This window comes from Hamadaea tsunoensis DSM 44101 (assembly GCF_000428945.1).
GTDB lineage: Bacteria > Actinomycetota > Actinomycetes > Mycobacteriales > Micromonosporaceae > Hamadaea > Hamadaea tsunoensis.
In genome coordinates this window covers 123,496-134,843 of record NZ_AUAX01000004.1, presented here as the reverse complement: position 1 = coordinate 134,843, position 11,348 = coordinate 123,496, and the positions used below count along the sequence as shown (strand labels likewise).

Below are 11,348 nucleotides of genomic sequence, written 5' to 3'. Positions count from 1 at the left end.
TGTGGTGGTGCGCCCCGCGCTGGGAGACGTCAGCGCTGGGCGAGGTGCTTGCGGAGGTGCTGGACGAGGCCGGTGAGGTGGTCGAGCAGGTCGGCCGCGGCCGGGTCGCCGAACTCGGCGAACCGGGCCGCGTTGAGCTCCGACCGCTCGGTCTCGGCGGCGGCCAGCCGGGCCGCGCCGATCGGGGTCAGGTACACCCGCACCAGCCGCTGGTCGCTGGGGTCGGGCCGGATCTCGGCCAGGCCCGCCTCGACGAGCCGCTGGACGAGCCGGGTGACGTTGCCCCGGGTGCACAGGGTCAGCTCGGCGAGCCGGGTGATGGTCCGCCCGGTCCGCCGGTCGGGCGCGAGCTGCCGCAGCAGGTTGAAGTGGGCCGGGGTGAGTCCGGCGCCGCGCATGGCGCCGCGGTCACCGTCGTCCAGCAGGACGCCGATCTCCTGCACGGTCTGGCAGATGCGCTCGGCGAGTTCGGCCCGGTCCACTTGTCACCTCCACGGCGCGCGTCGCACCGGACAACAATGATTGACGATTACCTATTTGTTGACTAGGCATCGAATTGGCTGACCGCGATCGTAAGAACGCGCCGAGAGTCCTGTCAACGCTTGTCGCCAAACCGGCAGTCCTTGCAGGGCATTTCGGAAATCTCTTGCAGTCGCGGTTGACTAGGTTCCCGGCCCGTCGTAGATTCGGCCCACTCGGAGTTTGGTGATTGGTAAATAAATCGTCTGTTGCCAATGTATTAGCGCATTCGTCGGGACGCGAAAGGATCGCCATGCCGCTGCGGGAACCGGACCGGCTCGCCGCGCTGGAGCTGCCCGACGGCGGGCGCGCGTACCATCCGTCGCCGGTGGACTGGCGCGACGAGGTCGGCTACTCGATCCTCGTCGACCGGTTCGCGCACGACCGGTTCCGGCGTACGCACGGGGATCCGGCGCACGGGGAGACCCGGCACGGCGGCAACCTGCCCGGCGTCACCGCCCGGCTCGACTACCTGCGCACGCTCGGCGTCACCCTGCTCCAGCTGTCACCGGTCACCCTCGCCGCCCCCGGCTGCTACCACCACTACGGCCCGCTGCACCTCACCCGCGTCGACCCGCACCTGGGCACGCTCGACGATCTCGTCGAGCTGGTCGACCAGGCCCACCGGCGCGGGCAGCGCGTCCTGCTCGATCTGGTCGTCAACCACATGGACCGGATCTTCGAGTACGCCGACGGCGACCACTTCCGCGCCGAACCGGCCACCGTGGACGAGCTGGCCGCCGAAGTCGGGCCGGCCGAGTTCGCCGATCCGCGGCGGTTCACCCGGCGCGGCGTGATCCACGACTGGAAGCACCCCGACCAGGCCGTCCGCGGCGACTTCCCGCCCGGTCTGCGGCGGCTGGCCAGCGAGGACCCGCGGACCGCGGACCTGCTCGTCACCGTCGCGAAGTGGTGGATCGCCGCGACCGACGTGGACGGTTTCCGGATCGACGCCATCCGCCACCTCGAACCCGCCTTCGTCACGCGGCTGACCACCGAGGTGAAGGCGTACGCGGCCGGGCTCGGGAAGGCCGACTTCCTGATCCTCGGCGAGTACTCCGCCACCGACGACCAGCCGATCGCCGACTGCCTGCGACTGGGCATCGACACGGTCTACAACTACCCCGAGTACCGGCGGCAGAGCTGGGCCCTGCACGGCCAGGCGCCCACCACCGACCTGGAACGCAGCCTGCTGACCGCCCGGGCCGCCTGGGGCGGGACCGCGCACGACCGCAGCGTCCGATTCATCGACAACCATGACGTCTACCGGTTCCTGCGCGACGGCGAACCCACCGGGCGGCTCGCGGTGGCGACGGCGTTCCTCCTCTTCTCCACCGGTCTGCCGATGCTCTACTACGGCACCGAGCAGGGTTTCCGCCAGCCCACCCAGCGGCTGGAACGCGAATGCTCGGCCGATCGCGCGTCGCCGCACAACCGCGAGGACATGTTCGCCGACGGCGCGTTCGTGTCCCCCAGTTCCACCGGCGACCGGTTCGACACCGGCAGCGCGACCTTCGACTGGACCCGCCGCCTGCTCGGCGTACGCGCGGAGTGGCCGGCCCTGCGCCGCGGCCGGCAGGCGCCCCGGTACGCCGACCCCGACGGCCCCGGCCTGTACGCGTTCAGCCGCCACACCGACACGCAGGAAGTCCTCGTGGTGCTGAACACCAGCGGCGAACCGCGGAAGGCCACCGTCCCAGCGGGACAGTTGCTCGACGGACGCCTGCTGACCGACGTCCTCGACCCGGCGTACACGGTGGTGGGCGGGGCTGACGTGCACGTTCCCGGCTTCGGAGCGCGCGTGCTGGTGGACGCCCCATGAGTTTCGAGCGGATCGTCATCGAACAGGTCGCGCCCGTCGCGGAGGCCGGGCGGTATCCGGCCAAGACCGTCGTCGGCGAGCACCTGCCGGTCCGCGCGGTCGTCTGGCGGGACGGCTACCCGCCGGTGACCGTGGCCGTCCGCTGGACCGCGCCCGACGGCAAGCACACGCTGATCCCGATGACCGAGGACCCGGGCGAGCCCGACGTCTGGCGCGCCGACGTGGTCGCGACCGCTCCCGGCGACTGGACTTTCCAGGTCACCGCGTGGACGGACGGCGAGGTGCGGCAGTACGAGACGGCCGGTACGGCGTACCCGGTGTTCGCCGAGCGGGAACGGGCCGCCTTCGGAGCCTGGTACGAGGTGTTCCCCCGCTCGACGGGCGGCCGGGACGCCGAGGGACGCCCGGTGCACGGGACGTTGCGTACGGCGGCCGAGGATCTGCCCCGCATCGCCGCGCTCGGGTTCGACGTCGTCCACCTCACCCCCATCCACCCGATCGGCCGCCGGGAACGCAAGGGCCGGGGCAACAGCCCGGTCGCCGGACCCGGCGATCCCGGTTGCCCGTGGGCGATCGGCGCGGCCGAGGGCGGTCACGACGCGATCCATCCCGACCTCGGCGACGAGGCCGACTTCGTCGCGTACGCGGACCGGGCCCGGGAACTGGGGCTCGAAGTGGCGCTGGAACTCGCCTGGCAGTGCGCGCCCGACCATCCCTGGCTCACCGAACATCCGGAGTGGTTCACCGTACGCCCCGACGGCACGATCGCCTGCGCCGAGAACCCGCCGCGGGTGTGGACCGACATCCACCCGCTGAACTTCGACAACGACCCCGAGGGCCTGTACGCCGAACTGCGCCGGATCGTCGCGTACTGGGCCGGGCTGGGGGTGACGGCGTTCCGGGTGGACAACCCGCACACGAAACCGGCCGGGTTCTGGCAACGGCTGATCGCCGACGTGAAGCAGGCGTACCCGGGCGTGGTCTTCCTCGCCGAGGCGTTCACCCGGCCGGCCGTCCAGCAGGGACTGTCGCGGCTCGGCTTCGACCAGACGCTCACCTACTTCATGTGGCGCGAGACGAAGGCTGAGCTGACCGCGTTCGGGGCTGACCTCGTCGCCGGGGCGGACTTCCTGCGGCCGAACCTGTTCCCGAGCAACCACGACGTGCTCCCCGTGCACCTGCACCACCAGGGCCCGGCCATGTACGCGATCCGCGCGACCCTCGCGGCCACGCTCGGCCCGAGCTGGGGGATCTACAGCGGCTACGAGATCTGCGAGAGCGAACCGGCCGCGCCGGGCCGCCCGGTCCCGGCGGACGCCGAGAAGTACGAGCTGCGTCCCCGCGACTTCGAAGCCGCCCGGGCCGCCGGCCGCTCGGCCGAGGACTGGATCACCACCCTCAACCGCGTACGCCGGGCGCACCCCGCCTGGCGGTCGCTGCGCACGCTCCGGTTCCACCCGGTCGACGACGACGCGCTGATCGCGTACTCGAAAAGGGACCCGGAGACCGGCGGCGCGGTGCTGTGCGTGGTGAACCTCGACCCCGACGGGCCTCGGACGGGAACCGTGGCGGTGACGCCCGGCGACCTCGGCCTGGGCGCGGGCCGCCTCACCGACGAGATCTCCGGCCAGACGCTGACCTGGGACGGTCCGTTGGCCGTCACCCTCGACCCGCGGCAATCCGTTGCCGCGTTGTACCGCATGGAAATGATCACCGAAGTTCAGGAGCAGGCATGAGCACCGACATCGACGTCCTCGTTCTCGGCGGGTCCGGAGTGGACACCATCGTCTACGTCCCCGAGCTCCCGCTGGCGTACGCCGACAGCTACATGGTGCCGCCGATCGAGCAGAAGGCCGGGCAGACCGGGGACAACGTGGCGCTCGGCGTGCACGCGCTGGGGCTCGCGACGCACCACATCGACCTGCTGGGCGCCGACCACGAGGGCGACCTGCTGCGGGCGCTGCACCGGGACAACGGGATCCCGTTCACCGACGTCCCCGTCGCCTCGGGTACCAAGCGGGCCGTCAACCTCGTCGGCCCCGACGGCCGACGGCTGTCGCTGTACGACGCGACCCGGGGCGAGGGCGACGACCGGCTGCCGCCCGGCACCGTCCGCGATCTCGCCCGGCGCAGCCGGCACGCGCACGTGTCGATCACCTACCCGTGCGGGCACGCCCTGCCGATCCTGCGCGAGGCCGGCGTCACGATCTCGACCGACCTGCACAACTGGGACGGCGTGGAGAGCTACCACGAGACGTTCGCGTACGCGGCCGACATCGTGATCCTGTCGGCGACCGCGCTGGCCGACCCGCACGCCGTCATCCGCAAGATCGCCGACCGGGGCCGGGCGCAGGTGGTCGTGGCCACCGACGGCGCGCGCGGTTCCCACGTCTGGGCCGACGGCGAGATCACCCACGTGCCGGCGGTCGCTCCGGCGGACCCGGTCGTCGACTCCAACGGCGCGGGCGACGCGTTCGTGTCCGGGTTCCTGTTCGGCTGGCTCGACGGGCAGAAGCCGCTGCGCAGCGCGTTCTACGGCGCGCTCGCGGGCGCGTACGCGTGCACGATCCCGGCGACCCGGACGGCCTCGATCGGCCGGGCGGAGCTGCTGGACTGGGTCGCCCGGCTGGAGCAGACCGAATGAGCGTCTACGATGTCGTCATTCTGGGCGGCGGGGTCGCGGGTTGCGTGCTGGCCGCCCGGCTCAGTGAGGACCCCGGCCGCACCGTCTGCCTCGTCGAGGCCGGCCCCGACTACGGCCCCGACGTGCGCGCCTGGCCCGACGCGCTGCGGGATGCCCGCGCCCTGCCCCGCGACGACGTGTGGGAGCGGCACGTGCCCATGCACCGCGTACGCGCGAAGGTGCTGGGCGGCTCGTCCTGCGTCAACGGCTGCTGGCACACCTGGCCGTCGGCGGCCGACCATCGCGAGTGGACGGACCTCGTCGGGCCGCAGTGGTCGGCCGCCGCCCTGGAACCGTTCCGGCAGCGGGCGATCGCCCAGATGGAGCTGATCCCGCCGCCCGCCACCGAGCTGTCGGCGTTCGCCACGGCGGCCGTCGACGCCGCCCGGGCCCTGGGATTCGCCGAGGTCGACATGGCCGCGACCGGCAGCACGCCCGGGTACGGCGTACCGCTGCTGAACGCGATCGACGGGGTGCGGTGGAACGCCGCGTTCGCCTACCTGTCGGCTGCGCGTACGCGGCCCAACCTGACCGTTCTCGGCGACTCCCCGGTCCGGCGGCTGATCGTCCGCGACGGGCGCGTCCGCGGCGTCGTCGTGGACGGCCGGGCCGAGCCGGTCACCGGCGGCGCCTACGTGCTGGCGGCCGGCGCGCTCGGCTCCCCCGCGATCCTGCTGCGCAGCGGCGTCGGGCCGGCCCGGCATCTCAAGGAGGTCGGCGTCGAGACCGAGGTCGACCTGCCCGGCGTCGGCGCGAACCTCAGCGACCAGCCCGGGGTGTTCATGCCGCTCGCGCCGACCCCGGAACTGAACGCGACCCTCGCCGCCCAGCAGGCCGCCGGTGACCTCTACGTCAGCCGCGTCCTCGCCCGGGCCGCGACCGCCGGTGCCCCCGCGGGCGGCTGGGACCTGCACATCCTGCCGGTCGCCGGGCCGCCCCTGTTCGGCAAGCTGCCACCTGGCCAGTACGAGGCGGGGATCTCGGCGTACCTGATGAAACCCGCGTCCCGCGGCCACGTACGCCTGCACTCCGCCGACCCGGCCGACCCGCTCGACATCGACCCGGCGGTGCTGTCCGACCCGGACGGTCTCGACCTGGCGACGATGCGGGCGGGGCTGCGCCTGGTGGAGCGGTTCGCCGACCAGCCCGCGGTCGCCCGCTGGACCCGCCGGACCGGCCCCTCCCCGGCGGAGCTGACCGACGAGGAGCTGCGGCGGCGCGCGAGCGTCTACTGGCATCCCGTCGGCACGTGCGCGGCCGGTCCCGACGCCGATCCCGACGCGGTGGTCGACGGCGAGGGCCGCGTACGCGGCATCGCGAACCTGCGGGTGGCCGACGCGTCGATCCTGCCGACGGCGCCGGCCGCCAACACCCAGCTTCCCGTCCTGGCCATCGCCGAGCAGCTGGCCGACACGCTCCGGCGGACGCTGTGAGCACGGAGATCGCCGCGGGCACGGACGTCCGGGAGCACCGGATTCTCTACGGCTGCATGGGTCTGGGCGGCGGCTGGGACACCGAGCCGTACACGGCGGCCGACGTCGACACCGCGGAGGCCGCCGTCCGGGCCGCGCTCGACGCGGGCATCACCGCCTTCGACCACGCCGACATCTACAAGCACGGCAAGGCCGAGGCGGTCTTCGGCGAACTGCTCGCCCGCGACCCGCAGCTGCGCGGCCGGATCACGCTGCAGACCAAGTGCGGCATCCGGGTACCCGCGCGCGGCCGGGTGGGGCTGTACGACCTGCGGGCCGACACCATCCGGCAGCGGGTGGCCGAGAGCCTGGAGCGGCTGCGTACCGACCATGTCGACGTGCTCCTGCTGCACCGGCCGGATCCGCTCATGGAGCCCGCGCAGATCGCCGCGGCCTTCGCCGACCTGCACCGGCAGGGCCTCGTGCGCCAGTTCGGCGTGTCCAACATGGACGCATCCACGATCGGCTTCCTCCGGGCGCAGGTGAGCGTGCCGCTCGTCGTGAACCAGGTCGAGCTGAGCCTGGCCCGCCGGGAGCTCGTCGAGTCGCCGGGCACCCTGGAGCACTGCCGGGCGCACGGGATCGGCGTACAGGCGTGGGGGCCGCTCGCCCGCGGCCGCTACACCGGCGCCGGACCCGACGACGAGACCACCCGACTGGTGGCCGAACTCGCCGAGCGCAAGGGCACCACCCCGGAGACGATCGTGCTGTGGTGGCTGCGCCGCCATCCGGCCCGGATCGCCCCGGTCATCGGCACCGCCCGGCCCGAGCGGATCCGCGCCTGCCGCGACGCTGCGAACGCCGAACCCGACCTCAGCCACGACGAGTGGTACCAGCTCTGGATCTCCGCGCGCGGCGCGGCCCTGCCGTAGGAAAGGCTGAGTCATGGCGTTGCCCAGCGCCACGCGTACGGCGGCGGCGATCAGCGGCCACCTGCGCGGTGCCCCCTGGCTGGACGAGACCGGCCGGGCGGCCCACCGCTTCGACCTCGTCGACCACATCGAGCTGGAGCCCGGCACCGGCACCGCGATCGCCCTCGTCGCGCCGGACACCGACCCCGACCGCTGGTACGCCGTACCCCTCGACGGCTCCGGCGGACCGCGCGAGGGCGGACCCGCGTTCGACGCGCTCGTCGTCGCCGTCCTGCGCGAGAACCGTCGCATCACGACGGCCCGGGGCGGTGTGCTGGAGTTCCACGGCGACCCGCCCGCCTTCGAGGGACCGCTCCCGTTCGACGGCGGCTATTCGACCAACGCCCTGTCCCTGGTACGCCTCGGCGGCCACCCGCACGTGCACAAGCGCTACCGGGTGCTGCCGCCGGACGGCCACGAGCCGGCGGCGCTGCGCCGGTCGCGGGGTGGCGACTGCCTGCCCGAGTACGCCGGGCACTACGCGTACGTGAGCCCGGCCGGGCAGCGGCGCCCGGTGGGCCTGCTGTACCGCCTCGTCGAGGGACGGCCGCTGGAGGACCTGCTGCGGACCAACCTGCGGACACTGTGGACGGAGGTGGACACCGAGGCGGCCGTGCGGCGGCACGTCGACCGGATCGGCCCCGTCCTGACGGAGGTGGGTGCCCTGGTCGGCCGGCTGCACCGGTCGCTGGCGACCCCCGCGGCGGTGGCCTACCGCGGCGACCTGACCACGCCGCTGGAGAACGTCACCGCGCTCCTGCTCGCCGACGAGCGGCACCCCGCGGCCGTCCGCGCCGAGCTCGCCCGACGCCTGGCGGCAGCCGTCCCCGCGACCCGGCCGCCGATCGCCGCAGGGATCGCGCACGGCGACCTGCACCTGTCGCACCTGCTCTACCGGTCCACACCGGACGGTTGGACGGTACGCGCGATCGACCCCTCCCCCGCCGCCATGGACCCGGCCGACCCGGCGTACGCGTACCAGACGCCGGGGCAGGATCTCGTGGCCGTCCAGCGGAGCCTCGAATCATTCGCGGCGCACGAGGCGGCGGTGGAGACCGGGCGGCTGCTCGGCGTACACCGGCGGGAGGTGTGCCGGGCGGCGGTCGGCGACCTGCTCCCCGGATCGGCCGTCGACCCGGTCCGCGCGCAGGTGTTCGCCACCGGCCGCCAGTGGACCCGGATCGTCGTGGAGCACATCCTGGCCGGCTACCGCACGCCGGAACCCCTTGCGGAACGCGGGCGTCCGCAAGCACGTTCGGCGCACACGCGTGCGGCCGAGCCGAACGAAGCTTGGTGGCGGGCGCTGTACCTCCAGCGGATGCTGCACGAACTGGCCTACAACTACGCCCACCGCCGCCATTACCAGGTCGATGTGGACCTCCGGCACGCGGGCGGGTTGCGATGAGCGGATTCCGGGTGGTCGCCACCGACCTCGACGGCACGCTGCTGCGCTCCGACCTCACCGTGTCGGCGCGTACCCGGTCCGCGCTGGCCGCACTGCCCCGCCACGGCGTACGCCATCTGGTGGTGACGGGCCGGCAGATGGCCGGCTGCCGGGACCTGCTCGCGGGACTCGGCTACCGCGGCCTCGCCGTGTGCGGCCAGGGTACGCAGCTCTACGACGCCGACACCGGCCGGTTGGTCTGGTCGACCACATTGGACATCGCCGCGGCCCGTGCGGCGGCCGACCGCATCCGCCGCGCGTACGCCCCGGTGTGGATCGGCGTGGCCACCGCGGGCCCGGCGGGGCACATCCTGGTCGAGCCGGGCTTCTACAGCCGGGCGAGCGGCGACTGCGTGGCGGTCCCGGCGGGTGAGCTGTGGGCGGGGCCGATCGAGAAGGTGTTCGTCCGCAGCCGGGCGGTCCCGGCGGCCGATCTGGCCGAAGGGCTGGCCGCGCTGTGCGGGGACGCGTTCACGGTGACCCACGCCCACCCGACGGTGGTCGAACTGCTGCCGCCGGGCGTGACCAAGGCGCACGGCCTGACCCTCGCGGCGGACCGGCTCGGGTTCGCCGCGGCCGACACGATCGCGTTCGGCGACATGCCCAACGACATCCCCATGTTCGCCTGGTCCGGCTACGGCGTCGCGATGGGCAACGGCGACCCGCGCGTGCTCGCCGCCGCCGACGAGGTCGGGCCCGGCAACGACGACGACGGCGTCGCGGCCGTCCTCGAACGCCTCTGGAGCGCCTCATGATCTCCGACACCCCCATCGCCGGTACCGCGCTGGTCAAGCGGTTCGGCGAGTTCACCGCCGTCAACGGCATCGACCTGGCGGTACGCCGCGGCGAGTTCTTCGGCATCCTCGGCCCGAACGGCGCCGGGAAGAGCTCGACGATGCGGATGCTCGGCTGCGTGTCGCCGCCCACCGCGGGAACGCTGCGCGTCCTGGACATGGACCCGGTACGCGACGGCCACCGCATCCGTGCCCGGCTCGGGGTGTGTCCGCAGGCCGACAGCCTCGACGCGGAGCTGACCGTCCTGGAGAACATCACCACGTACGCGCGCTACTTCCGGCTGTCCCGCCGGGCCGCCCGGGAGCGGGCGCTGGAGCTGCTGGACTTCATGCAGCTGGCCGACCGGGCGGGCAACCACATCAACACGCTCTCGGGCGGGATGAAGCGGCGCCTGGTCATCGCGCGGGCGCTGGTGAACCAGCCGGAGGTGGTCCTGCTGGACGAGCCGACGACCGGCCTGGACCCGCAGGCCCGGCACCTGGTGTGGGAGCGGCTGTTCCGGCTCAAGGAGCAGGGCGTGACGCTGGTGCTGACGACGCACTACATGGACGAGGCCGAGCAGCTCTGCGACCGGCTGGTCGTCATGGACGGCGGGAAGATCGTCGGCGACGGCGCCCCCGGCGACCTGATCCGCCGGCACGCCAGCCAGGAGGTCGTCGAGCTGCGGTTCGCGGCCGGATCCACAGTGGATCTCGACGGCATCGGCGACCGGGTCGAGCGGCTGCCCGACCGCACGCTGCTCTACTGCGCCGACGGCGAGAAGGCCGTCGGCGCGCTGCACGACCGGGGCGTCACCCCGGCCGGCGTCTACATCCGCCGGGGTTCGCTGGAGGACGTCTTCCTGCGGCTCACCGGCCGGCAGCTGATCGACTAGGGGCGCGCGATGTCCACCGGTGTCTTCTCCGTCTTCGAGTACTACCTGGTCGGCTTCCGGCGGGCCTGGCCGGCGACGCTGCTGTCAGCGTTCGGGCTGCCGCTGCTGACGCTGCTCGGCATCGGGCTCGGGGTCGGCCACTACCTGACGACCGACTTCGACGGCATCCCGTACCTGCGGTGGATCGTGCCGGGGCTCATCGCCTCGACCGCGCTGAACCTCGCCGTCGGCAACTCGACCTGGCCGGTGCTGGCCAAGCTGTCGTGGACCGGCACCTACGGCACCCAGCTCGCCACTCCCCTGCGGGTCGCCGACATCCTCACCGGACACCTGGCCTTCGTCCTGTTCCGCGTCCTCACCAGCTGCCTCGCCCTGCTCGCCGTCGCCGCCGGATTCGGCGCGCTCGGTTCGGCCACCGCCCTACTGACCATCCCGATCACGCTGCTGCTCGCGCTGTCCGTGGCCGCGCCCACCTTCGCGTACGCGTCCGCGGTGCCGTCCGAGACGTACTTCAGCGCCCTGAGCCGGTTCGCCGTGATGCCGATGTCGCTGTTCGCCGGGGTGTTCTTCCCGATCAGCACCCTGCCGGAACCGGTACGCGTGCTCGCGTACGCGTCGCCGTTGTGGAGCGCGGTCTGCCTCATCCGGGCCGCGGTCCAGGGTGTGCCGACGCCGTGGCCGGCCGCCGCGCACGTGCTCTACCTGGCGGTCTGGGCCGCGCTGGGCTGGCTGGCCGCCTACCGTCTGTTCCGCCGCCGGCTCGCGGGCTGAGAGGACCATCGTGACCAGTCATCCGATCATCTCCGAGCGTCCTCCGGTCCTCGCCGA

10 protein-coding genes are annotated in these 11,348 nt (G+C 73.1%); 9 read left to right on the top strand and 1 reads right to left on the bottom strand.

The genetic code is table 11. From position 1 onward, the window contains the following. Nucleotides 1–29 precede the first annotated feature (29 nt). Nucleotides 30–482 (bottom strand): MarR family winged helix-turn-helix transcriptional regulator, encoded by a 453-nt coding sequence (locus G401_RS44270; RefSeq protein ID WP_051366357.1) that lies wholly within the window; start codon nt 480–482, stop codon nt 30–32. Nucleotides 483–772: 290 nt separating this feature from the next. Here G401_RS44270 and G401_RS0108115 point away from each other — a divergent pair, with 290 nt between their 5' ends. The 9 genes from G401_RS0108115 to G401_RS0108075 are packed head-to-tail and all read left to right on the top strand — an operon-like array spanning nt 773 to nt 11,291. Next, entirely contained in the window at nt 773–2,341 is a 1,569-nt protein-coding gene (locus G401_RS0108115; protein WP_027342104.1) for an alpha-amylase family glycosyl hydrolase, read from the top strand. Further along, nucleotides 2,338–4,077 (top strand): maltotransferase domain-containing protein, encoded by a 1,740-nt coding sequence (locus G401_RS0108110; RefSeq protein ID WP_027342103.1) that lies wholly within the window; start codon nt 2,338–2,340, stop codon nt 4,075–4,077. The genes G401_RS0108115 and G401_RS0108110 overlap by 4 nt, the downstream gene beginning before the upstream one ends. Then, nucleotides 4,074–4,985: an adenosine kinase gene (locus tag G401_RS0108105; protein WP_027342102.1), complete on the top strand. Its 912-nt coding sequence runs from the start codon at nt 4,074–4,076 to the stop codon at nt 4,983–4,985. Before G401_RS0108110 ends, G401_RS0108105 begins: the two co-directional genes overlap by 4 nt. Beyond that, complete coding sequence (locus G401_RS0108100; protein WP_027342101.1) at nt 4,982–6,457, top strand: GMC family oxidoreductase; 1,476 nt, start codon at nt 4,982–4,984, stop codon at nt 6,455–6,457. The genes G401_RS0108105 and G401_RS0108100 overlap by 4 nt, the downstream gene beginning before the upstream one ends. Then, nucleotides 6,454–7,368: an aldo/keto reductase gene (locus tag G401_RS0108095; RefSeq protein ID WP_245601657.1), complete on the top strand. Its 915-nt coding sequence runs from the start codon at nt 6,454–6,456 to the stop codon at nt 7,366–7,368. Before G401_RS0108100 ends, G401_RS0108095 begins: the two co-directional genes overlap by 4 nt. Before the next feature lie 13 nt (nt 7,369–7,381). Continuing rightward, nucleotides 7,382–8,812, top strand: coding sequence for a hypothetical protein (locus tag G401_RS0108090; protein WP_027342099.1), 1,431 nt, complete (start codon nt 7,382–7,384; stop codon nt 8,810–8,812). Continuing rightward, nucleotides 8,809–9,606, top strand: a complete 798-nt coding sequence (locus G401_RS0108085; RefSeq protein WP_027342098.1) for an HAD family hydrolase — start codon at nt 8,809–8,811, stop codon at nt 9,604–9,606. Before G401_RS0108090 ends, G401_RS0108085 begins: the two co-directional genes overlap by 4 nt. Continuing rightward, entirely contained in the window at nt 9,603–10,520 is a 918-nt protein-coding gene (locus G401_RS0108080; RefSeq protein WP_027342097.1) for an ABC transporter ATP-binding protein, read from the top strand. The genes G401_RS0108085 and G401_RS0108080 overlap by 4 nt, the downstream gene beginning before the upstream one ends. 9 nt (nt 10,521–10,529) lie before the next feature. Continuing rightward, nucleotides 10,530–11,291 (top strand): ABC transporter permease, encoded by a 762-nt coding sequence (locus G401_RS0108075; protein ID WP_027342096.1) that lies wholly within the window; start codon nt 10,530–10,532, stop codon nt 11,289–11,291. The last annotated feature ends 57 nt before the right edge of the window (nt 11,292–11,348 follow it).

Excerpts from the sequence above, each read along its gene's own strand:
- G401_RS0108115 (WP_027342104.1), top strand. The coding sequence starts at position 773 with ATGCCGCTGCGGGAACCGGACCGGCTCGCCGCGCTGGAGCTGCCCGAC.
- G401_RS0108110 (WP_027342103.1), top strand. The coding sequence starts at position 2,338 with ATGAGTTTCGAGCGGATCGTCATCGAACAGGTCGCGCCCGTCGCGGAG.
- G401_RS0108105 (WP_027342102.1), top strand. The coding sequence starts at position 4,074 with ATGAGCACCGACATCGACGTCCTCGTTCTCGGCGGGTCCGGAGTGGAC.
- G401_RS0108100 (WP_027342101.1), top strand. The coding sequence starts at position 4,982 with ATGAGCGTCTACGATGTCGTCATTCTGGGCGGCGGGGTCGCGGGTTGC.
- G401_RS0108090 (WP_027342099.1), top strand. The coding sequence starts at position 7,382 with ATGGCGTTGCCCAGCGCCACGCGTACGGCGGCGGCGATCAGCGGCCAC.
- G401_RS0108085 (WP_027342098.1), top strand. The coding sequence starts at position 8,809 with ATGAGCGGATTCCGGGTGGTCGCCACCGACCTCGACGGCACGCTGCTG.
- G401_RS0108080 (WP_027342097.1), top strand. The coding sequence starts at position 9,603 with ATGATCTCCGACACCCCCATCGCCGGTACCGCGCTGGTCAAGCGGTTC.
- G401_RS0108075 (WP_027342096.1), top strand. The coding sequence starts at position 10,530 with ATGTCCACCGGTGTCTTCTCCGTCTTCGAGTACTACCTGGTCGGCTTC.